This is a genomic window from Lysobacter panacisoli (genome assembly GCF_009765165.1).
Lineage (GTDB): Bacteria > Pseudomonadota > Gammaproteobacteria > Xanthomonadales > Xanthomonadaceae > Lysobacter_J > Lysobacter_J panacisoli.
In genome coordinates, this window is sequence record NZ_VLNU01000001.1 from 832,419 (window position 1) to 851,822 (window position 19,404).

The 19,404-nt window shown below is 67.2% G+C and carries 25 protein-coding genes; 14 read left to right on the forward strand and 11 right to left on the reverse strand.

From position 1 onward, the window contains the following. Positions 1-59: 59 nt before the first annotated feature. Together FOF45_RS04105 and hemN (FOF45_RS04110) are read right to left on the reverse strand one after the other, a co-directional pair. A complete protein-coding gene (locus FOF45_RS04105) occupies positions 60-815 on the reverse strand; it encodes a helix-turn-helix domain-containing protein (protein WP_158982728.1) in 756 nt (251 codons plus the stop codon). Positions 816-828: 13 nt separating this feature from the next. Then, complete coding sequence (gene hemN, locus FOF45_RS04110) at positions 829-2,229, reverse strand: oxygen-independent coproporphyrinogen III oxidase (RefSeq protein WP_158982729.1); 1,401 nt, start codon at positions 2,227-2,229, stop codon at positions 829-831. Positions 2,230-2,406: 177 nt separating this feature from the next. On the opposite strand from hemN (FOF45_RS04110), the gene FOF45_RS04115 reads away from it, so the two are divergent. The 3 genes from FOF45_RS04115 to FOF45_RS04125 all read left to right on the forward strand — a co-directional run bounded on the left by FOF45_RS04115 (position 2,407) and on the right by FOF45_RS04125 (position 4,576). After that, positions 2,407-2,925 carry a CopD family copper resistance protein gene (locus FOF45_RS04115; protein ID WP_199244425.1) on the forward strand — a complete coding sequence of 173 codons (519 nt, stop codon included), beginning with the start codon at positions 2,407-2,409 and terminating at the stop codon, positions 2,923-2,925. 68 nt (positions 2,926-2,993) lie between these two features. After that, positions 2,994-4,235, forward strand: a complete 1,242-nt coding sequence (locus FOF45_RS04120; protein ID WP_158982730.1) for an alginate export family protein — start codon at positions 2,994-2,996, stop codon at positions 4,233-4,235. Positions 4,236-4,336: 101 nt separating this feature from the next. Next, a complete protein-coding gene (locus FOF45_RS04125; RefSeq protein ID WP_158982731.1) occupies positions 4,337-4,576 on the forward strand; it encodes a DUF2249 domain-containing protein in 240 nt (79 codons plus the stop codon). 13 nt (positions 4,577-4,589) lie between these two features. Here the strand turns inward: FOF45_RS04125 and FOF45_RS04130 are convergent, their stop codons facing one another. The 7 genes from FOF45_RS04130 to FOF45_RS04160 all read right to left on the reverse strand — a co-directional run bounded on the left by FOF45_RS04130 (position 4,590) and on the right by FOF45_RS04160 (position 8,762). Next, positions 4,590-5,072: a GNAT family N-acetyltransferase gene (locus FOF45_RS04130; protein WP_158982732.1), complete on the reverse strand. Its 483-nt coding sequence runs from the start codon at positions 5,070-5,072 to the stop codon at positions 4,590-4,592. Between the two features lie 78 nt (positions 5,073-5,150). Further along, positions 5,151-5,810 (reverse strand): hypothetical protein, encoded by a 660-nt coding sequence (locus tag FOF45_RS04135; RefSeq protein WP_158982733.1) that lies wholly within the window; start codon positions 5,808-5,810, stop codon positions 5,151-5,153. 33 nt (positions 5,811-5,843) lie between these two features. Next, entirely contained in the window at positions 5,844-6,329 is a 486-nt protein-coding gene (locus tag FOF45_RS04140; protein ID WP_158982734.1) for a hypothetical protein, read from the reverse strand. Between the two features lie 124 nt (positions 6,330-6,453). Beyond that, entirely contained in the window at positions 6,454-7,179 is a 726-nt protein-coding gene (locus FOF45_RS04145) for an HAD family hydrolase (protein ID WP_199244426.1), read from the reverse strand. Between the two features lie 235 nt (positions 7,180-7,414). Then, a complete protein-coding gene (locus FOF45_RS04150) occupies positions 7,415-7,759 on the reverse strand; it encodes an EF-hand domain-containing protein (RefSeq protein WP_158982736.1) in 345 nt (114 codons plus the stop codon). Positions 7,760-8,052: 293 nt separating this feature from the next. Further along, positions 8,053-8,241: a CPXCG motif-containing cysteine-rich protein gene (locus tag FOF45_RS04155; protein WP_158982737.1), complete on the reverse strand. Its 189-nt coding sequence runs from the start codon at positions 8,239-8,241 to the stop codon at positions 8,053-8,055. 5 nt (positions 8,242-8,246) lie between these two features. Next, entirely contained in the window at positions 8,247-8,762 is a 516-nt protein-coding gene (locus FOF45_RS04160) for a hypothetical protein (protein WP_158982738.1), read from the reverse strand. A gap of 154 nt (positions 8,763-8,916) precedes the next feature. Between FOF45_RS04160 and FOF45_RS04165 the strand changes: the two genes are divergently transcribed. Next, entirely contained in the window at positions 8,917-9,414 is a 498-nt protein-coding gene (locus FOF45_RS04165; RefSeq protein ID WP_158982739.1) for a hypothetical protein, read from the forward strand. A 4-nt stretch (positions 9,415-9,418) separates the two neighbouring features. Here FOF45_RS04165 and FOF45_RS04170 read toward each other — a convergent pair whose 3' ends face one another. After that, positions 9,419-10,219 carry a lytic transglycosylase domain-containing protein gene (locus tag FOF45_RS04170; protein WP_158982740.1) on the reverse strand — a complete coding sequence of 267 codons (801 nt, stop codon included), beginning with the start codon at positions 10,217-10,219 and terminating at the stop codon, positions 9,419-9,421. A gap of 100 nt (positions 10,220-10,319) precedes the next feature. Here FOF45_RS04170 and hemN (FOF45_RS04175) point away from each other — a divergent pair, with 100 nt between their 5' ends. Then, positions 10,320-11,711, forward strand: a complete 1,392-nt coding sequence (gene hemN / locus FOF45_RS04175) for an oxygen-independent coproporphyrinogen III oxidase (protein ID WP_158982741.1) — start codon at positions 10,320-10,322, stop codon at positions 11,709-11,711. On the opposite strand, the gene FOF45_RS04180 is transcribed toward hemN (FOF45_RS04175), so the two are convergent. Then, positions 11,693-13,120: an aminotransferase-like domain-containing protein gene (locus FOF45_RS04180; protein WP_158982742.1), complete on the reverse strand. Its 1,428-nt coding sequence runs from the start codon at positions 13,118-13,120 to the stop codon at positions 11,693-11,695. The two genes, hemN (FOF45_RS04175) and FOF45_RS04180, sit on opposite strands and share 19 nt — an antisense overlap. A gap of 97 nt (positions 13,121-13,217) precedes the next feature. On the opposite strand from FOF45_RS04180, the gene FOF45_RS04185 reads away from it, so the two are divergent. The 9 genes from FOF45_RS04185 (at position 13,218) to FOF45_RS04225 (ending at position 19,401) form a co-directional block, all read left to right on the forward strand. Continuing rightward, a complete protein-coding gene (locus FOF45_RS04185) occupies positions 13,218-13,553 on the forward strand; it encodes a hypothetical protein (RefSeq protein WP_158982743.1) in 336 nt (111 codons plus the stop codon). Continuing rightward, entirely contained in the window at positions 13,550-13,756 is a 207-nt protein-coding gene (locus FOF45_RS04190; protein ID WP_158982744.1) for a twin transmembrane helix small protein, read from the forward strand. The genes FOF45_RS04185 and FOF45_RS04190 overlap by 4 nt, the downstream gene beginning before the upstream one ends. A 134-nt stretch (positions 13,757-13,890) precedes the next feature. Continuing rightward, a complete protein-coding gene (ccoN, locus tag FOF45_RS04195; RefSeq protein WP_158982745.1) occupies positions 13,891-15,330 on the forward strand; it encodes a cytochrome-c oxidase, cbb3-type subunit I in 1,440 nt (479 codons plus the stop codon). A gap of 10 nt (positions 15,331-15,340) precedes the next feature. Continuing rightward, on the forward strand, positions 15,341-15,955 hold the full coding sequence (ccoO, locus tag FOF45_RS04200; RefSeq protein ID WP_158982746.1) for a cytochrome-c oxidase, cbb3-type subunit II: 615 nt from the start codon (positions 15,341-15,343) through the stop codon (positions 15,953-15,955). A gap of 1 nt (position 15,956) precedes the next feature. Then, positions 15,957-16,100, forward strand: coding sequence for a cbb3-type cytochrome oxidase subunit 3 (locus FOF45_RS04205; RefSeq protein ID WP_158982747.1), 144 nt, complete (start codon positions 15,957-15,959; stop codon positions 16,098-16,100). After that, entirely contained in the window at positions 16,097-17,029 is a 933-nt protein-coding gene (ccoP, locus tag FOF45_RS04210) for a cytochrome-c oxidase, cbb3-type subunit III (RefSeq protein ID WP_158982748.1), read from the forward strand. The genes FOF45_RS04205 and ccoP overlap by 4 nt, the downstream gene beginning before the upstream one ends. After that, a complete protein-coding gene (locus FOF45_RS04215; RefSeq protein ID WP_158982749.1) occupies positions 17,026-17,322 on the forward strand; it encodes a hypothetical protein in 297 nt (98 codons plus the stop codon). Before ccoP ends, FOF45_RS04215 begins: the two co-directional genes overlap by 4 nt. Before the next feature lie 16 nt (positions 17,323-17,338). Next, the gene (locus FOF45_RS04220; protein WP_158982750.1) at positions 17,339-18,892 is read left to right on the forward strand and encodes a 4Fe-4S dicluster domain-containing protein; all 1,554 of its coding nucleotides are present in this window, start codon (positions 17,339-17,341) and stop codon (positions 18,890-18,892) included. Continuing rightward, positions 18,892-19,401, forward strand: a complete 510-nt coding sequence (locus tag FOF45_RS04225; protein ID WP_158982751.1) for a FixH family protein — start codon at positions 18,892-18,894, stop codon at positions 19,399-19,401. The genes FOF45_RS04220 and FOF45_RS04225 overlap by 1 nt, the downstream gene beginning before the upstream one ends. Positions 19,402-19,404 lie beyond the last annotated feature (3 nt).

Here is a 19,404-nt window from a genome sequence, read left to right on the forward strand (position 1 = left end):
GTGGCAGGCACCTGCCCATGACGCAGGTCAAGCGCAGGGGTGTTGCGCATCGCGCCGCCTTAGTGGCGCAGCACGACCAGCGCGAGCGATTCCAGGCGCTGCATGTCGAGGATCTCGACGTCGCGCAGCTTGATCGACACCAGGCCCTCGCGCTCGAAGCGACGCAGCACGCGGCTGACCGTCTCCGGCGCCTGGCGCAGGTAGTTGGCGATGTCGGTGCGCGACATCGTGAGCTGGAAACGGCGCGGCGAGAAACCGCGCGCAGCGAGTCGTCGCGACAGGCCGATCAGGAACGCCGCCATGCGCTGGTCGGCGGAATGATCGCCCGCGAACAGCGAGGCGACACCGATGTCGCGGCTCATCAGCTTGAACAGGTGGCGCTGCAGGTTCGGCAGGCGCGTGGCCAGCATCGCGATGCGCGGGAACGAGAAGCGGCACAGCATCACCGTGTCGAGCGCCACCGCGTTGCACGGATAGCGGTCGTCGTGGATCGCGTTGAGCCCGATCACCTCGCCCGGCAGGTGGAAACCCAGCACCTGTTCGTGGCCGTTGGGATCGATCATGTAGGTCTTGACGGTACCGGCACGCACCGCGGCGATGGCACTGAACTCATCGCCTTCGCGGAACACGTGCTCGCCCGGGCGCAGTGGGCCGACGTGCTCGACCAGCACGTGCAGGTCCATCAGCGCGCTCTTGTCCATGCCCTCGGACAGGCAGGCCTGCGAGAACGCGCAGGTGGAACAGAACGTCAGCGAGTCGCCGTCGTCGGCGATGATCGAAGGGTTCGTACGTGGAAAGACAACGCCGGAACTCATGCCGCGGTTCGCATCAGACGGTTCGTGAGAACTGTACCGGCGTCGTCCCCGCTTGCGGGGCGAGGTAGCGATCGAAACACGCCGCAAGCACGCGCAGGAGCAATCGCCCTCGCGAGGTGGCACGGATCGTTCGCGCGGACAGTTCCACCAGTCCGTCCTCCTGCAACGCCTTCAATTGCTGCAAAGACTGCGCGAAATAGTCGCAGAAGTCCATGACATGCCGACGCTCGGTCATGGCGATGTCGATCTCGCCGTGGCACATGAGCTGCTGGATCACGTCCGCCCGGATCACGTCGTCCGAGTCCATCTGCATGCCGCGCCACACCGGCAGGCGCCCTTCGTCGATGGCGCGTTCCCAGCTCGGCAGATCACGCGGATTCTGGCTGAAAGTATTGCCGACATGGCTGATTGCGCTCACGCCGAGGCCGACCAGGTCGCTGTCGGCGCAGGTCGTGTAGCCCATGAAGTTGCGGTGCAGGTCGCCGCGCGCCTGCGCGCGGGCGAGGTCGTCCTCCGGCAAGGCGAAGTGATCCATGCCGATGTAGACATAGCCGGCCTCGCCCAGGCGCTCGATCGCCCGCTGCAGCAGCCCCAGCTTGACCTGTGGCGTGGGCAGGTCCTCGGCGCGGATCTGCTGCTGCGCGCGGAACAGGTTCGGCAGGTGCGCGTAGCTGTAGATCGCCAGCCGGTCCGGACGCGCATCGAGGGTGATGTCGAGCGTGCGGTCGAAACCTTCCAGCGTCTGCAGCGGCAGACCGTAGATCAGGTCGACATTGACCGAGCGCAGGCCGTAGGTACGGCAGGCATCGATGATGTCCAGCGTCTGCTCGACGCTTTGCACGCGGTTCACCGCACGCTGCACGGTCGGGTCGAAATCCTGCACGCCCAGGCTGGCGCGGTCGAAACCGGCCTGCGCCAGCGCGCGCACGTAGTCGCGGTCGATGAAGCGCGGGTCGAGCTCGATCGAGCACTCGCGCTTGCCATCGCGTGCCGGCGGGAAATGGCGATGGATCACGTCCACCGCTTCGGCAAGCTGGTCGGCGGAGAGGAAGTTCGGCGTACCGCCGCCGAAGTGCAGCTGCACCAGTTCGCGATCGCGATCGAACAGCGTCGAGGCCATCGCGATCTCGCGATAGAGACGGTTCAGGTACACCTCGCCGCGCGTGGTGTCGCGCGTGATGATTCGGTTGCAGCCGCAGTAGAAGCACGGGCTCATGCAGAACGGCACGTGCACGTACATCGACAGTGGGCGCGGGATCGGATCGCCGTTGGTCGCCGCCGCGGCTTCGCGCAGTTGCGCCTCGCCGAAGCCGGCGGCGAACTGCGGCGCGGTCGGATACGAGGTGTAGCGCGGCCCGGGCCGGTCGTATCGGCCGAGCAGATCCGGGTCGAAAAGGATGGGCGAGATGGGCATGGGAACGATGGTCCGCGCCCGGCGCAGAAGTCGCCTTGATCTTCGTCAAAGGGAATGCGAGGCGCGCCCGCGCGATGGGCCCGGGAGGCCCTGCAGCCCGCTTCAGCGACTTCACGCTGCGTGTCGATCGCGCACGCACTTGATCTGCGTCATGTCGGGTTCGGGTTGCTGAACGCGATGCTTCGCGTCGCCGGATTCGACGCCGACGCGGGCCATCCCGGGCGCGCCGACGCCATGCGCCGACCGGCCATCGCCATGCCCTACTACGTCGTGCTCGTGATCCACCTCCTGTGTGCCTTCGTCTTCGTCGGCACGGTCTTCTTCGAGGTGCTGGTCCTGCATGCGGTGCGACGGCATGTGCCGCGGGACGCCTTCGCCCAGGTCGAGCGCGGTATCGGCGAGCGTGCGCGCCGCCTGATGCCCTGGGTCCTGTTGCTGCTTTACGGCGCCGGCATCGCGCTGGCCTGGCACTACCGCGCTGCGCTGGCGCATCCGTTCGGCAGCCCGTTCGCGACGATGCTCACGCTGAAGATCGTTCTCGCGACCAGCGTGTTCCTGCACTTCCTCCATGCCATGCGATTGCGACGGACGCGACGCCTCACCGGTGCGCGCTCGCGTCGCCTGCACCTGAGCGTGTTCGTGCATGTCGTCGCGATCGTGCTGCTCGCCAAGGGTCTGTTCCATGTGACCTGGTAGCCGCCGCCGACCGGCGCGGCCCTGCACGCGAACGCCCCACCTCTTTTCTCCAACCTCAGGTCATCTCCATGCGTACCGTTTCCTCCGTGTGCCGCGCTGCACTCGCGGCTTCCATCCTTGCATCGCTGGCGTCGCCCGCATTCGCCGATACCGGTTCCGACGGCTGGATCAAGCCGGTCTTCGACGCGCGCTACCGCTTCGAGCACGTCGATCCCGACAACGCGCTGCACGACGCCGACGCCAACACGCTGCGCACGCGACTGGGCCTGGAGACGCGTCCTCTGGCCGGCTGGTCCGCGCATGTCGAGATCGACAACGTCAGCCATCTCGGTGCCGAGGATTTCAACAGCACGCGCAACGGCAACACCAACTACGCCGTCGTCGCCGATCCGGATGGCACGGCGTTCAACCAGGCGTGGCTCAAGTGGGCCGGCAAGCACGGCGGCGCCACCGCGGGTCGGCAACGGGTGAACTTCGACAACCAGCGCTTCGTCGGCGGGTCGGCGTGGCGGCAGAACGAGCAGACCTTCGACGGCGTGCAGTTGCAGTTCTCACCGTTCGACACGCTGACCGCGACGTACCTGTGGATCGATCAGGTCAACACGGTGTTCGGCCCGTCCGATGGACGCGCCAATCGCAGCAACCTGGCGACGCTTGAAGGCGACAGTCACCTGCTCAACGTCCAGTACCGGCCGTCGAAGGCGCTGTCGCTCACCGCGTACCAGTACCGCCTCGACTTCGACAACGCGGCGGTGACTCCGACCGCACCGCTGGGCACGCTCTCCACCGTTACCACCGGCCTGCGTGCGCAGGGCGCCGTGCGCGCCTTCAGCTACGCGGCCGAGTACGCGCGGCAGACCGACCACGCAGGTAATCCGTGGGATCTCGACAGCCGCTACGCGCTGCTCGAACTGGGCTGGAAGGCTGGGCCGGTGCAGTTCAAGGCTGGCGAGGAACGACTCGGCGCAGGCAGCGGCACCGGCAATCGCGCGTTCCAGACACCGCTGGCGACCAAGCATGCATTCCAGGGCTGGGCGGATCTGTTCCTGACCACCCCGGCCGACGGCATCCGCGATCGCTACGCCGGCCTGTCGTCCGCGCTGTTCGGCGGCACTGTCCAAGCCTGGGTCCACGACTTCGACGGCGATCGCGGCCCGAGCCTTGGACGCGAAGTCGACCTGTCCTACCAGAGGCCGCTGCCGTGGTCGAAGAAGTTCACGGGACTGGTGAAGCTCGCCAGTTACCACGCCGACGACGCCCGCACCGTGGACACCGACAAGGCCTGGCTGCAACTCCAGTACACCTACTGACACCCGGACCGACCGGCACGCCCGCCCCTCGATTGATCTGGGTCAGGGCGTGCCCTCGGCCGGCATGCGCGAATGCGCGCACTCCACCCGAGGAATCCACGATGAGCCTCTACCCCTTCGATGCCCGCGGTATCAGCAAGCGCTTCCGCCATGCCTCGATCTTCGGCGCGCTTGACGCGATGACGTCCGGCGAGACCATGCGGTTCTTCAACGACCACGACCCGATCCCGTTGCTGCGCCAGATCGAGCAGCGTTACGGCGAAAGCGTGCGCGTGGAATACCAGCAGCGCGAGACCGGCGTGGTCATCATCGACTTCACGGTGACCGCCAGCGCGGCGTGATCGCACGGTCGATTCAGGCCGACGGCTCCCAGACCATGTAGACGTCGGCACGCGCGTAATGCGAGCCCGGACGCGGTGCCGGATGGTGGCGGAAGCCGACGCTTTCGTACAAGGCCAGCGCCGGGCCGAGCTTGGTGCTGGATTCGAGGAACAGTTCGGTGCCGCCACGCGCGCGGAATACGTCGATCGCGCCGTCCATGAGCTTGCGACCCACGCCGAGGCCGCGCGCTTCCGGCGCGACGACCATCTTGGTGAGCTCGAACACGCCATCCGATTCGAGCTTCAGCGCGACGGTGCCGATGGCGTGGTCGTGATCGTCGATCGCGAACAGCACGTGGCCGCCACTGGCGATGATGTGGCGCTCCGGATCGCCGAGCACTTCGCGATCGATCGGCTCGACGGTGAACCAGCGTTCGAGCCATTCGAGGTTGAGGCGCTCGAAATCCTCGCGCCAGCGGGGTGCGTACTCGACGATGCGGACGGAAGCCTGGGTCATGCCCGCGATGATAAGCGGTGACATACGGCCCAACGAAGACGGCGGCCGAAGCCGCCGTTCGTGCACCGCATCGATGCCTCAGTCCTTCTTGCCGCCCTTGTTGCCCTGGTTGCCCTTGCCCTGGTTGGGCTGGACGCCCTTCGGCTTCGCGGACTGACCGTTGGACTTGGCCTTGGCCTGCTGGCCCTGGGGCGTGGCCTTCTTCGCGCCCGCGTTGCTGTTTCCCTGCGGACCCTTGCCGCGACCGGGGAAATCGCGCTGCAGTTCCGCATCGAGGGTGATGTCGCGCCCCCAGCGGTCGTAGCTGGGCACGAAGCCCTTCTTCAAGCGATGGAATTCCGGCGAACCCGGCTTGATGCCGAGGTTCTTCGCCACCGCGCCCCAGCCCTGCGCATGGTCGCGTTCCCAGACATCGACGACGTAGCGACACGGACGACCGATGATCGAGGCGAGGGCGCACGCGAAATACACATCGCCCGGCGCCCACTGCCTGTCGACCAGCAGGTCGCTGACCAGATCCCGCGGCGCGCCGTAGTAGCGCACCATCTCGTCGACGAAGGGATCGCGATAGCGCCCACCGTAGCGGTTGACGTCGGACAGCCAGGTGTCGACCCAGACGTCGCCGCTGCGTGGGTTCCATCCGAAGGTGTAGTCCTGCGCCGAAGCCGTGCCGCCGATGCCCAGTGTCGCGGCCGCGGCGACCACCAACGCGCCGATCCTCGCCTGCCAGGTCCGCATGAGTCCGTCTCCCGTGTTCACGTCATGCCCGCATCAATCGTCGTCGCGCCAGTCGCGGCCGCGCCGGTCATCGTAGCGGCGGTCGTCATGGCGACGATCGTCGTGGCGGCGATCATAGCCGTCGTACCGCACGTAGCGGTCGCGGTAGTAGCGGCGATCGTCGTAGCGATGATCGTAGCGGGCGTCGTAGTACTGGGTGACGCACTTGCCGTGGTGGTTGCACTTGCCGCGGCCGGGCTTGTTCCAATGACCGTAGGCGTTGCCGTACGGCGGGCCCGCGCGATGGACGTGGCGATAGTAGGTGGGACGGCCGCGATAGTCGTGGACCACGACCAGGCGGTCGCGATAGCCGTGGTCGTAGCGGTAGTACGGATAGCCGGAGTGGTAGATCACGTCGGCGATGTCGACGATGACGCGCACCAGATCGTCGGCGCGCGCGGGCGCGGGCGCCATTGCGGCCACGCCGAGACCGGCGGCCAGCATCATCGGTGCGAACCATCGGGTCATTACGGTGGCCATTTCGTTGCTCCCTGATGGCCCGCACCCCGCGGGCCGTGGAAGCACGATGCGACCGGCCGCGTGAATCATTTTTTAATCCAGCGGGATCGTCCCGGTGCCGCTTATCCGCCGTTGGGGATCGCGTTCAGCCTGGGCGGCCGGCCAGCTCGCGCAACGCCGCCGGCAGCTCGTGCGCGCTGCCGATGCGGCGCAGGCGCGGGGCGGATTCGGCGACTTCGGCCTCGTTCTCGTGGGCCCAGGTGGTGTGGTACGGAACGTGGATGCCCCACCCGCCCAGTTCCAGCACGGGCGCGATGTCCGAGCGCAGCGAATTGCCCACCATCGCGAAGCGTTCGGCCGGCAGGTCGAACTCCTCGAGCAGGCGCGCATAGGTCGACACGTCCTTCTCGCTGACGATCTCGATGCGGCGGAACAGGTCGGCGAACCCGCATTGGCGCACCTTGGCCTCCTGGTGGAACAGGTCGCCCTTGGTGATCAGCACGACGTCGAAGTCCGCGGCGACGGCCTCCACCGCTTCGCGTACGCCCGGCAGCAGTTCGACCGGGTGCCGCAACAGGTCCTTGCCGAGCTGGACGATGCGATGCACGTCGCGGGCTTCGATCTTCTGCGCGGTGATGTCCACCGCCGCCTCGATCATCGACAGCACCATGCCCTTCACGCCGTAGCCGAACAGCGCGATGTTGCGCTTCTCGACCTCGTACAGGCGCTCGTGCACGCGCGCGTCGCGCAGGTCCGCGTAGGCGCCGACGATGCGTTCGAATTCGAGCTGGGCTTCGTCGAAGTAGTCCTGGCTGCGCCAGAGGGTGTCGTCGGCATCGAAGCCGACCAGGGTGATTTCGCTCATGCGCATAGTTTAAGGGCGCGGTTGGCCTGGCGTGCTTTTCCTTCTCCCCTTGTGGGAGAAGGTGGCGCGAAGCGCCGGAAGAGGGGGCGCGCGTAGCACGTGCCATACCCCTCCCCCTGGCTCGCTTCGCGAGCCTGTCCCTCTCCCGCAAGGGGAGAGGGCTCACACCCTGAAAAGAAAGGGGCGGCTCAAAGGCCGCCCCGAAGCGCATTCGTTCCGTGGTGATGCCGTCGTGCTGCTATCAGCGCTTGCCGCCGCTGTTTCCCGAGCCGCCCTGCGCCTTGGCGACATAGGACTTGTATTCGTCGGCGGTCAGCGCGCCGTCGGCGTCCGCATCGGCCTGCTCGAACACCTTGCTCAGCGCCGGCACCGTCGAGGCTTCGTTCTTGCTCAGGCTGCCGTTCTTGTCGACGTCGACGTCGGCCCAGCTCTTCTTCTGCGGGGCCGCGGTGTCGGCGGTGGCCGGCGATGCAGCCGCCGGATCCTGCGTGGCGGTCGGGCTCGCGGTCTGCGCGAAGGCGAGCGGCGCGGACAGGGCGGCCACGAGGCCCACGATGATCAGCGGCTTGCGGGACTGGATGCTCATGCGGTGTCTCCTGGAGTGGAAAGAGTTCTGCGCGGATAGGCCGGTGGCGTGCCGCACGAAGCCACCTTGCCGCGCGACGCATGAACGCCCCAGCGGTCGCGGGAGTTAATCCAACGTTCTCTTAACCAGCACGCGGGCGATTGCGTCTAGACGAAACCGCTTTCAGTGATGCGTGGCGCGCCGCAACGTGACGCAGTGCAGACTTCGCAACCGCCTCGCGCGGTGATCGCGACTGAACGGAACACAACCTTCACCCCATCGCGGTCAACGCGCGTCGCGTCGATGCATTTTCCTCACGCCTCGTCTTCGGCGGCGACATGGACTTCCACGCCGCCGTCGTCTTCCACGTGCACGGACACATTGATCGGCCGGCAGCAGACGTGGCAATCCTCGATGTAGCGCTGCGTCCCCGCGGAATCGTCCACCAGCAACGTGATGGTCTCGCCGCAGTAGGGGCACTGCACGTCGATCGCGGGAAGCATGGCGGCTACGGCTTGGCTTTCGGCAGCGTCTGGTCCGCGGCCGGCACCAGCGATATCTCCACCGGCGTGCCCGGATTGTGGCTGAGCAGGCGGAACTGCCCCGCATCCAGCGCGAGGATGTCGGTGGGATACGAGACGCCTTCCTCCACCATCGTCAGCGCGCCGTTCTCCAACGACCACTTGCCGTGCATCGGCGTGCCGTTGGGCGAATCGATCACCAGCGTGCCGCCGGAGAGGAAGGTGTACGTCGTGCCGGGTTCGGCCGAGGACGACGCGCTGACCTGCCACACGCGATCGACGAACGCGGACGGTTCGACGACCGGCTTCTCCGCCGTCGGCATCGGCTCTTCGGGCGCCGGCACATCGGTGGAACGCGCCGGTTGTCCGGAGGTATCCGCCGTCACCGTCGCGGGCGTTTCCGCTGCGGGTTCGGCGGGCGGCGCGGCCTTCTGGCAGGACGCCAGCACCAGTATTCCCAGCAGCGCGACGACAGGCAGGATGGACCGGTTCGCAATGCGCATCGCACACACTCCTCGCTCGTGTTGCGCGCACCTTAGCACCGTCGTGCGAAGGCGCGTTTCATCACGTCGCGGTCACTGTCGCGGGGCAAAGCTGTCGCGCGTGTATGTCGGTATTCCGGCGCCGCGGAATGCTCCGGCGATGGCAGGAGGAACGATGAAGATCCGCCATGTATTCAGCACTCCCAACCTCGATGCCGCGCAGTCGGTGATGAACGCCGCGCGCGGCGCGGGCGTGAACGACGACGACATCCTGCTCGTCGCGCGCTCGGACATCGAGCTGGAGGAAATCCCGAACGATCGCAAGGAAGCCGACACCGACCTGCTGCCGGCAGCATTGCGTGGCGCCGGTTATGGCGGCGCCGCGGGATTGCTGGCGGGCTTGGCGGCGGTGGTGATCACACCGATCGGACTGACCCTGGCGGGCGCCGCTGCAGCGGCAGTCGCGGGCGCACTGGTGGGCTGCTGGGCGTCGGCGCTGATTGGCTCGGCATTGCCCGATCCGATCCGGCGCAAGTTCGACGACGAGATCCAGGCGGGTCGCATCCTGGTGGTGCTCGACGGCGACAAGCCGTTCCTCGACGGCATCGAACCGTCGCTCGTCGCCGCGGGCGCGACGCCGCTGCCTTACGAATCGACCAAGGCGATGGCCTGACGCGTCACGGCGACGCGGCGGTCTTCGCCACTGGCGGCAACGGCGTCATGCCGAGCGCATCGCGGTAACGTCCGTAGAGCGTGCGCACCTTCGCCACGTACTCCTGCGTTTCCTGGTACGGCGGCACGCCCCCGTATCGTGCGACCGCGCCGATACCGGCGTTGTACGCGGCGGCCGTGAGCGTGAGGTCGTTGCCGTAGCGCCGCAGGAGCGAACGCAGGTGACGCGCACCGGCCATGATCGATTCGCGGTCGGAGAACGGATCGACCACGCCGTACTCGCGACTGGTCTGCGGCATCAGCTGCATCACGCCCTGCGCGCCCTTGGGCGACACGGCGTTCGCATCGAACCCGCTCTCGGCGTGCGCGATCGCGCGCAGCCAGGCTTCATCGACGCCGGTCGCTTTGGCGGCGGCGCGGAACTGTTTCGGGAATGCGTCCAGGCGCGGCGGTCCTACGTTGCCCAGGCCTGCGTGCGCGGGTTCGCCCGGCGGCGCGGGCACGGTGAAGGACAGCACCTTCACCGAACCGGGCAGCTTGCGCGTGCCGTACACCACCTTGCCGTCCTGCACGCGCTCGTACAGCACGCCGCTGACGGCTTCGCCGGTACCGAACAGGTTGGGCACGCGCGCGGCGTTGTCGTCGATTTCCTTCGCCCGGCAGCGCGATCCGGGCTCCGGCGCTGTGGACAGGCTGACCGTGCCGTCGCGCACGCATCGATAGACCTTGCGCGCGTCCGCCTGCCCGGGGGCGAGCAGTGCCACCGAGGCCAGCAGGACGACCATCGCGGGCGCTGTCCGGGCCATTCGCCGGATTCTAGGCCCGCGTGGCGGATGAATGCGCGATACCCCCGTCGCGCTTGATCGAGGTCAAAGCGGCCTCGCGCGCGCCGGCTAGCCTGCCCGGATGCCGATCCTGCCGCCCTTCCCGACCGAACTGCTGCGTCGCTACGACCGACCGGGGCCGCGTTACACCTCGTACCCGACCGCGCCCCAGTTCAGCGAGTCCTTCGGCGTCCCGCAGCTGATGGAAGCGGCGCACCAGAGCAACGGCGATCCGATCCCGCCGCGCCTGTCGCTGTACGTGCACGTGCCGTTCTGCGCCAATCCGTGCTTCTACTGCGGCTGCAACCGGGTGATCACGCGCGATCGCAGCCGCAGCGGCCCCTACCGCAACCGGCTGGGTCGCGAGATCGGCATGATGTCTGGCCTGTTCGATCCGGACCGCGAAGTCGTGCAGCTGCATTTCGGTGGCGGCACGCCGAACTTCCTCACCCCCGCGCAGCTGGCAGACACGCTGCGCGACCTGCGCGACCACTTCCGCTTCAGCGATGCCGCCAACCGCGACATCTCCATCGAACTGGATCCACGCGAACTCACCCCCGACGACATCGCCGAACTGGTCGCGGCAGGCTTCAACCGCGCCAGCCTGGGTGTGCAGGATTTCGACCTCGCCGTGCAGCAGGCGGTCAACCGCGAGCAGGACGTCGGCGCGACGCTGGCGGTCCTCGATGCATGCCATCGCCACGGCATGCGCTCGGTCAACGTCGATCTCATCTACGGCCTGCCCCAGCAGACGCTGGAAGGTTTCGCGCACACGCTGGACACCGTCATCGGCGCCCGCCCGCAACGCCTCGCGGTCTACAGTTACGCGCACCTGCCCGAGCTGTTCCGCCCGCAACGGCAGATCCGCGCGGAGGACCTGCCCTCGCCGGAAATGAAACTCGAGCTGCTGCAACTGGCGATCCAGCGCCTGACCGCCGCCGGCTACGTGCACATCGGCATGGATCATTTCGCGCTGCCCGACGACGAACTCGCGATGGCGCAATCGCGCGGCGGGCTGCACCGCAACTTCATGGGCTACACCACGCATGCCGACTGCGACCTGATCGGCCTGGGCGTCAGCGCGATCAGCCGGATCGGCGACAGCTACAGCCAGAACGTGCGCGACCTCACCGCGTGGGAACAGGCCATCGACGCGCCGCGCCTGCCGGTGTGGCGCGGCATGCGACTGAGCGCCGACGACCAGCTGCGCTCGGACGTGATCCAGCGCCTGATGTGCCAGGGCGAAGTGCCGATCGACGCGATCGAGCGTGCGCACGGCATCGATTTCTCGCAGTACTTCGCCGACAGCCTGCGCCGCCTGGAACCGTTGCAGGACGACGGGCTGGTGTGGATCGAACCCGAACGCATCGTCGCCACGCCGGAAGGCCGCCTGCTGCTGCGCGTCATCGCGATGTGCTTCGACGCCTACCTGCCGCGCGTGTCGGCGCCGGCACGCTACTCGCGCACTGTCTGAGCCTCGGCCGCCAGCGCGCCAAGCGTGCGCAGCGCCTGTTCGGCGCGCGCATCGAAAGGATGGCCGTAATTGAGGCGCAGGCAGCGCGCGAAGCCACGGCTCGCGGAGAAGATCGGTCCCGGCGCGATGCTGATGCCGTGGCGTGCCGCGCGACGCTGCACTTCGAGCGAATCGATGCCCTCGGGAAGTTCGATCCAGGCGAAGTAGCCGCCGCCGGCGCGCGTCACCCGCGTGCCGGGCGGGAAATCGCGCGCCACCGCCGCGATGTACTGCGCCTGCTGTTCCGCCAGCGCCGCGCGCAGGCGTCGCAGGTGGCGGTCGTAGCCGCCGCGCTGCAGGTAACGGCTGATCGCGTGTTGCGCCGGCACGTTGGTGTTGAGCGTGGTGGTGAGTTTGTTGCGCGCGATGGTGTCGCGGAATCGTCCCGCCGCGACCCAGCCGATGCGGTAGCCCGGCGCCAGGCACTTGGAGAACGACGAGCAGTGCATCACCAGCCCGTTGCGGTCGAACGCCTTGGCTGGCGGCGGACGCTTGGGACCGAAGTGCAGCTCGGCGTAGACATCGTCCTCGATCAGCGGGATCCCGTGCTCCGCGAGCAGTTCCACCACGGCCTGCTTGGCGGTGTCGGGCATGGTCGCGCCGAGCGGATTGTGGAAGGTCGGCATCAGCCAGCACGCGCGCGGCGCATGACGGACGATCGCGCGCTCCAGCGCCTCCGGATCGACGCCGTCGCGCGGATGGGTCGGCACTTCGATCGCGCGCAGGCCGTTGCGTTCCAGCGATTGCAGTACCGCGTAGAAGCACGGCGATTCCACCAGCACCGCGTCGCCCGGACGCGTCGCCGCGCCAATCGACAGGGTCAGCGCCTCCAGCGCACCGTTGGTGATTACGATTTCCTCGGCCGGCACGTCGATGCCGTCGATCAGGTAGCGCTGGCTGATCTGCCGGCGCAGTTCGCCCAAACCGGGAGTCAGATCGTCGACCGTGCTCCACGGGTCCAGTTCCGGCGCGGCGGATGCGAGCGCGCGCCCGAGCTTGGCCATCGGGAACAGCAATGGACTGGGGAAAGCCGAACCGAACGGCACCCGGTCGCGCTGCATCGCCGACTGCAGGACCTGGAACACCAGCTCGCTGACGTCGACCTCGCGCGAGTCGCCATCCGGCCAGGAGGAGGCTTCCGGCTCCGGCGGCAGGCGCGGCGACTGGCGGGCGACGTAGTAGCCGGACCGCGCGCGCGACTCGATCACCCCGCGCGCTTCCAACAAGTAATAGGCCTGGAACACGGTCGAGGGACTGAGCCGGCGGGCGGCGCAGGTCTGGCGCACCGAGGGCAACCGCTCGCCGGGCCGGAATACCCCGGCCTGGATCGAGCGGGCCAGCTCCTCGGCCAGGGCTTCGTAGCGCTTCATGAGCAACTGATACGGTTTTTCTGTCCGATTTCTGATTCTACTTGAACTGATATGGTCGCCCTAGACTGCGCCGGTTCCCAGCCGCATCGAGCGTCCCGTGTCCCCCGGCGTCCAGCTCAACCTCGCCCTGATCCTGTTCGCACCGTGGTTCGCGGTGCTGTCCGTGCTGTTCTGGAAGTACCCGAAGCAACCGCGCGGGCCGGTGCGGTTGCTGTTCGACGCGGCCGCCCTGGCGCTTTCCCTGGTGGCCGCGGCGGGCGGCGTCTACTGGGGAATGGCCCACGCGGACACCGGTTACGGGCCGATGTGGAAGCAGATCCTCGCCACGTCGGTGGGGTACGGCCTGTATCTGGGCGTTATGGCCATTGCGCTGCTGGTGCGCATGCGCTGGCTGTCGCGTCCGACCCCCTCCCCCGAACGGACCCTGCCATGAAGACCCTGCTGGTCGTGGGTTTCCTGACCCTGATCGTCTACAACCTCGGCGCCGCGCTGTTCTACATGCTCACCGACCGCGGCGAGAGCAAGCGCGCGGTCAATGCCCTGACCCGCCGCATCGGACTGTCGATCCTGCTGATCGCCCTGGTCGGTGCGGGCATCGCCAGCGGCGTCATCCAACCCCACGCGGTGGGGACCTGACCGGCGCGGCCGGCGATGGCCGCCGCGAGCGTTTTTCCGCCATAGGCAGGGACTTGATCTAGATCAAGCGCCCTGCTTCGACGCGTTCCTAGTATCCCGCCCGACCCGGCCGCTGGCGCAGGGGGTGCCCAAAAATGCAAACAACTCCAGAAACCTATAACGACAAGATCGTGCGCCAGTTCACCGCGATGACGGTGGTTTGGGGCATCGTCGGCATGGCGGTCGGCGTGTTCATCGCCGCCCAGCTGTACTGGCCGGCGCTTAACTTCGACATCCCTTGGCTCAGTTACGGCCGTCTGCGGCCGCTGCACACCAACGCGGTGATCTTCGCGTTCGGTGGCTGCGCCCTGTTCGCCACCAGCTACCACGTGGTCCAGCGCACCTGCCACGTGCGCCTGGCCTTCAACAAGCTGGCGGCCTTCACGTTCTGGGGTTGGCAGGCGGTGATCGTCGCCGCGGCCATCACCCTGCCGCTGGGCCTGACCCAGGGCAAGGAATACGCCGAGCTCGAATGGCCGATCGACCTGCTGATCACGGCGGTCTGGGTGTCCTACGCGGTGGTGTTCTTCGGGACGATCGTGAAACGGCGCGTGAAGCACATCTACGTCGCCAACTGGTTCTACGGCTCGTTCATCATCACCATCGCGCTGCTGCACATCGTCAACAACCTCTCGATCCCGGTCGGACCGTTCAAGTCCTACTCGTTGTACACCGGCGCGGTCGATGCGATGGCGCAGTGGTGGTACGGGCACAACGCGGTCGGCTTCTTCCTGACCGCCGGCTTCCTGGGAATGATGTATTACTTCGTGCCCAAGCAGGCCGGACGCCCGGTGTACTCGTACCGGCTGTCGATCGTGCACTTCTGGGCGCTGATCGCGGTGTACATGTGGGCCGGTCCGCACCACCTGCAGTACACGGCGCTGCCCGACTGGGCGCAGTCGCTGGGCATGGTGTTCTCGCTGGTGCTGCTGGCCCCGAGCTGGGGCGGCGCGATCAACGGCATCCTGACCCTCTCCGGCGCGTGGGACAAACTGCGCACCGACCCGATCCTGAAGTTCCTGATCGTCGCCGTTTCCTTCTACATGATCGCCACCTTCGAGGGGCCGATGATGTCGATCAAGACGGTCAACTCGCTGTCGCACTACACCGACTGGACCGTCGGCCACGTCCATGCCGGCGCACTCGGCTGGGTGGCGATGATCTCCATCGGCGCGGTGTACTCACTGCTGCCGCGACTGCTCGGCCAGGAGCGGATGTTCTCGGTGAAGGCGATCGACCTGCACTTCTGGCTGCACACCGTGGGCGTGGTGTTCTACATCGCCTCGATGTGGATCGCCGGCGTCATGCAGGGCCTGATGTGGCGCGCCACCAACGCCGACGGCACGCTGACATACAGCTTCGTCGAAGCCCTCAACGCGACGTATCCGTACTACCTGGGCCGCCTGGCCGGTGGACTGATCGTGCTGGCGGGCATGTTCGTGATGGCCTGGAACGTCGTCCGCACCTGGCAACAGGTACGCGACCTCGCCCCGACTCCGGTGATGCCGCCGGATGCCGCCAGCGCACACGCCTGAGGTCGACGACATGAGCCATTCACACGAAAAGATCGAAACCAACGTCGGCCTCATGGCCGTGCTGATCGCGGTGGCCGTCTCCTTCGGCGGCCTCGCGGAAATCGTCCCGCTGATGCACCAGGCCGAGGCCATCGAGCCGCTGCCCGGCGTGAAGCCCTACCCCGCGCTGGAACTGGCGGGCCGCGACGTCTACGTCCGCGAAGGCTGCTACAACTGCCACTCGCAGATGGTGCGCACGCTGCGCTTCGAGACCGAGCGTTACGGCCACTACTCGCTGGCCGGCGAATCGGTTTACGACCGCCCGTTCCAGTGGGGCAGCAAGCGCACCGGTCCGGACCTCGCCCGCGTCGGCGGCCGCTACTCCGACGACTGGCATCGCGTGCATCTGCACAACCCACGCGACGTGGTGCCCGAGTCGAACATGCCCGGCTTCCCGTGGCTGTCGGAGAACAAGGTCGACGGCGCGCAGGTCGAACACCGCATGCGCGCACTGAAGAGCATCGGCGACCCGTACACCGACAAGGACATCGCCGGCGCGCAGGCCGCGGTCGACGGCAAGACCGAACTCGACGCCGTCGTCGCCTACCTGCAGGGACTCGGCCGCCACGCGCCGAGGGGAGGCTGACATGGTCTCCGGAATCGTGACCGCAACGCTGCTGGTGCTGTTCCTGGCCGGCTGGATCTGGGCCTGGAGCCCGAAGCGAAAGAAAGAATTCGACGCGGCAGCACGCCTGCCGCTCGAGGGTGATCAGAAGGAGACGAAGCGATGAGCCCGGGCTGGTCGTGGTACGTGATCGTGATAGTCGCGATCAACATCTTGGGTTGCGTCTGGCTGCTGTGGTGGACAGGTAAACGTCGTCCGGGCGATCCGGCTCCGACCGACACCAGCCACATCTGGGACGGCGACCTCACCGAGTACAACAAGCCGATGCCGAAGTGGTGGATCAACCTCTTCTACATCACCATCGTCTTCGCGATCGGTTACCTGGTCTATTACCCGGGCCTGGGCGCTGTCGCGGGCGTGGGCAAGTGGACCTCCGCCGGCGAGCACGCCGCCGACAAGGCACGCGACGACGCCAAGCTCGAGCAGACCTTCGCGCCGTACGCTGGCAAGTCGATCGACGTGATCGCACGCGATCCGAAGGCCGTGACGCTGGGCCGCTCGATCTTCAACAACACCTGCGCCACCTGCCACGGCTCCGCCGCGAAGGGTGCGATCGGCTACCCGAACCTGACCGACGACATCTGGCACTGGGGCGGCACGCCCGACCGCGTCCTGCAGACCGTGCTGGATGGCCGTGAAGGCGTGATGCCCGAATGGGGCAAGGTGCTGACCGGCATGGGCGGCGACAATGCTGTCGATTACGTGGTCGCCTACGTCCGCACGCTGTCCGATCCGTCGACGATGCAGAACAACTACATGGCCGCGCAGGGCAAACCGCTCTACGACGGCGTGTGCGTGGCGTGCCACGGCATCGACGGCAAGGGCAACCAGGAACTCGGCGCGCCGGACCTGACCGACAACTACTGGCTGTACGGCAACACCAGCGAGAGCATGCGCCAGACGATCAACAGCGGACGCCACGGCTCGATGCCGGCGCACCGCCAGATCCTCGGCGAAACCCGTGCGCGCCTGGCCGCCGCTTATGTATGGTCGTTGTCCCACCCTGACGGGAAGCCTCCAACCGCTACGCGATGAATACGCCGATCCCGACGCGATTCGACTACCCGCCCCGACCGCTGTCCCAGCGGCTCGGGGCGATCCTTTGGCCGAGCTTCTTCTCCGCCTGCGTGGCGACGATGGTGTTCTTCGCCTTCGTCGACCCGCTCGCCCTGCGCGACATGACGTTTCCCGAGTTGCCGATGACGCGCACGCTCGGATACAGCGTGGGCTTCTTCATGTTCTGGCTGGCGACCGCCGCATCCAGTGCGTTCACCTGGATCCTGCTCCGCCCCTCCAGCCGCTATAACCGGCCGCTGCGGCCGGAGTGATCCCGAGTCCCATGCAATGAGCAAGAAAATCGCGATCGATCTGGTCGACGACGGCGGCAACGCGCTTTACGTCAGCGAACGCAAGATCTACCCCCGAAGCGTGCAGGGCCGGTTCCAGACATGGCGCACGATCGCGGTCGTGGTCCTGCTGGGCATGTTCTACGTGTTCCCGTGGCTGCGCTGGGACGGCCGCCAGGCGGTGCTGTTCGACCTGCCCGCGCGCAAGTTCTACGTGTTCGGCCTGAACTTCTGGCCGCAGGACTTCGTGTTCCTGGCGATGCTGCTGATCATCGCCGGCCTGGCGCTGTTCTTCTTCACCGCGCTGGCCGGACGCCTGTGGTGCGGCTACGCCTGCCCGCAGACGGTGTGGACGGAAGTGTTCCTGTGGATGGAGCAGTGGACCGAGGGCGACCGCAACGCGCGGATGAAGCTCGACGCGGCCCCGTGGAGTCGCGAAAAGGTGCTCCGCAAGGGCGGCAAACACCTGCTGTGGCTGGTGTTCGCGCTATGGACGGGCTTCACCTTCGTCGGTTTCTTCACCCCGATCACCGACCTCGCCGCGCGCACGCCGCTGATCGGCAATCCGCCCGGCTGGGGCGGCTGGGAAACCTTCTGGGTGCTGTTCTACGCGCTGGCGACCTGGGGCAATGCGGGCTTCCTGCGCGAGCAGGTGTGCAAGTACATGTGCCCGTACGCACGCTTCCAGAGCGCGATGTTCGATCGCAACACGATGATCATCGCCTACGATCCGATGCGTGGCGAACCGCGTGGCCCGCGCAAGCGCGGGCTGGAGAGCGTGCTGCAGCGCGCGCGCGGACTGATCGACGTGCAGGCCGCTTACGACTACGTGTTCCGCGCCGCGCATTTCGCCAACGCCACCGCCGCTCAGGCCGCCGGCACGACCGCCGTCACCGACGTCGGGCTTAAGGCCGAGCCGCTGCCGAAGTTCTCGCCCGAGGAACTGGGCGACTGCATCGACTGCACGATCTGCGTGCAGGTCTGCCCGACCGGCATCGACATCCGCAATGGCCTGCAGTACGAGTGCATCGCTTGCGGCGCATGCATCGATGCCTGCGACCAGGTGATGGACAAGATGGGCTACCCGCGTGGCCTGATCCGCTACGCCACGCAGAACGCGATCGACGGCAAGTCGACGCGCGTGTTGCGTCCGCGCGTGTTCGTGTACGGCTTCCTGCTGCTGGCGCTGTGCGGCGCGTGGGCGTGGGGCGTGGTGAACCGCAGCCCGCTGATCGCCGAAGTGCTGCGCGACCGCAATGCGCTGTACCGCGAGACCGCCGATGCGCGCATCGAGAACACCTACACGCTCAAACTGGTCAACAAGGACGTGGCGGCGCACACCTTCCGCATCCGCGTGCAGGCCGGCCCCGACATCACGCTGCCCGGCGGCGAGCTGACCGTGCAGACGCCGGCGGAAGAAGTGGCGAACGTGCCGATCGTGCTGTCGGCCCCCGCTTCGACCACTGGCAAGCATCCGGTTACCTTCCGCGTGGAGCGCAGCGACGGCGCTGCGTCCGCGGACGTCGCCTCCAACTTCTTCGGACCGATGTAATGCTCGATCGCAGTTTTCTTCGTACTCCCGTGGCCTGGCTGGTGGTGTTGCTGCCACTGGCCTCGGTGATCGCCGGTGTCGGCCTGGTCGTGATCGCCGTGCGCAGCGGCAGCAGCGACGCGGTGATCGACACCGTGCAGCGCACGGCGCAGATCCAGGTCACTGAACTCGGCCCGGACGAACGCGCACGCGCGCTCAAGCTCTCCGCGGTGCTTCGCGTCGACGGCAAGAGCAAGGGCGTGGAGCTGTTGCCGGTCGGCGATGGGCTTGCCGGCCTCGAACGCGACCGCGCGCTGACGCTGGTGCTCTCGCATCCAAGCGAAGCCGCGCAGGACCGCACTCTGCAACTGCAGCCGTCCGAGCTGGGCTGGCACGTCGCCGCGGAGTTGCCGCTCGACCATGACTGGCTGCTGCAACTCGCACCGGCGGACGGCGCCTGGCGCATCCGCGGTCGCCTGCATGCGGGCCAGCTTGCCGCACACCTGGGGCCCGCCGTCGGCGGAGAATGACCG

What these genes read in the sequence shown, in the direction of transcription:
- FOF45_RS04140 (WP_158982734.1), bottom strand. Translation starts at nt 6,329, where the DNA reads ATGGCCACCGTAATGACCCGATGGTTCGCACCGATGATGCTGGCCGCC.
- hemN (WP_158982741.1), top strand. Translation starts at nt 10,320, where the DNA reads ATGCCGATCCTGCCGCCCTTCCCGACCGAACTGCTGCGTCGCTACGAC.
- FOF45_RS04220 (WP_158982750.1), top strand. Translation starts at nt 17,339, where the DNA reads ATGAGCAAGAAAATCGCGATCGATCTGGTCGACGACGGCGGCAACGCG.
- FOF45_RS04225 (WP_158982751.1), top strand. Translation starts at nt 18,892, where the DNA reads ATGCTCGATCGCAGTTTTCTTCGTACTCCCGTGGCCTGGCTGGTGGTG.
- FOF45_RS04120 (WP_158982730.1), top strand. Translation starts at nt 2,994, where the DNA reads ATGCGTACCGTTTCCTCCGTGTGCCGCGCTGCACTCGCGGCTTCCATC.
- FOF45_RS04125 (WP_158982731.1), top strand. Translation starts at nt 4,337, where the DNA reads ATGAGCCTCTACCCCTTCGATGCCCGCGGTATCAGCAAGCGCTTCCGC.
- FOF45_RS04170 (WP_158982740.1), bottom strand. Translation starts at nt 10,219, where the DNA reads ATGGCCCGGACAGCGCCCGCGATGGTCGTCCTGCTGGCCTCGGTGGCA.
- FOF45_RS04135 (WP_158982733.1), bottom strand. Translation starts at nt 5,810, where the DNA reads ATGCGGACCTGGCAGGCGAGGATCGGCGCGTTGGTGGTCGCCGCGGCC.
- FOF45_RS04160 (WP_158982738.1), bottom strand. Translation starts at nt 8,762, where the DNA reads ATGCGCATTGCGAACCGGTCCATCCTGCCTGTCGTCGCGCTGCTGGGA.
- FOF45_RS04150 (WP_158982736.1), bottom strand. Translation starts at nt 7,759, where the DNA reads ATGAGCATCCAGTCCCGCAAGCCGCTGATCATCGTGGGCCTCGTGGCC.
- ccoN (WP_158982745.1), top strand. Translation starts at nt 13,891, where the DNA reads ATGCAAACAACTCCAGAAACCTATAACGACAAGATCGTGCGCCAGTTC.
- ccoP (WP_158982748.1), top strand. Translation starts at nt 16,097, where the DNA reads ATGAGCCCGGGCTGGTCGTGGTACGTGATCGTGATAGTCGCGATCAAC.
- hemN (WP_158982729.1), bottom strand. Translation starts at nt 2,229, where the DNA reads ATGCCCATCTCGCCCATCCTTTTCGACCCGGATCTGCTCGGCCGATAC.
- FOF45_RS04155 (WP_158982737.1), bottom strand. Translation starts at nt 8,241, where the DNA reads ATGCTTCCCGCGATCGACGTGCAGTGCCCCTACTGCGGCGAGACCATC.
- FOF45_RS04105 (WP_158982728.1), bottom strand. Translation starts at nt 815, where the DNA reads ATGAGTTCCGGCGTTGTCTTTCCACGTACGAACCCTTCGATCATCGCC.
- FOF45_RS04190 (WP_158982744.1), top strand. Translation starts at nt 13,550, where the DNA reads ATGAAGACCCTGCTGGTCGTGGGTTTCCTGACCCTGATCGTCTACAAC.
- FOF45_RS04115 (WP_199244425.1), top strand. Translation starts at nt 2,407, where the DNA reads ATGCTTCGCGTCGCCGGATTCGACGCCGACGCGGGCCATCCCGGGCGC.
- FOF45_RS04215 (WP_158982749.1), top strand. Translation starts at nt 17,026, where the DNA reads ATGAATACGCCGATCCCGACGCGATTCGACTACCCGCCCCGACCGCTG.
- ccoO (WP_158982746.1), top strand. Translation starts at nt 15,341, where the DNA reads ATGAGCCATTCACACGAAAAGATCGAAACCAACGTCGGCCTCATGGCC.
- FOF45_RS04205 (WP_158982747.1), top strand. Translation starts at nt 15,957, where the DNA reads ATGGTCTCCGGAATCGTGACCGCAACGCTGCTGGTGCTGTTCCTGGCC.
- FOF45_RS04165 (WP_158982739.1), top strand. Translation starts at nt 8,917, where the DNA reads ATGAAGATCCGCCATGTATTCAGCACTCCCAACCTCGATGCCGCGCAG.
- FOF45_RS04130 (WP_158982732.1), bottom strand. Translation starts at nt 5,072, where the DNA reads ATGACCCAGGCTTCCGTCCGCATCGTCGAGTACGCACCCCGCTGGCGC.
- FOF45_RS04180 (WP_158982742.1), bottom strand. Translation starts at nt 13,120, where the DNA reads ATGAAGCGCTACGAAGCCCTGGCCGAGGAGCTGGCCCGCTCGATCCAG.
- FOF45_RS04145 (WP_199244426.1), bottom strand. Translation starts at nt 7,179, where the DNA reads ATGCGCATGAGCGAAATCACCCTGGTCGGCTTCGATGCCGACGACACC.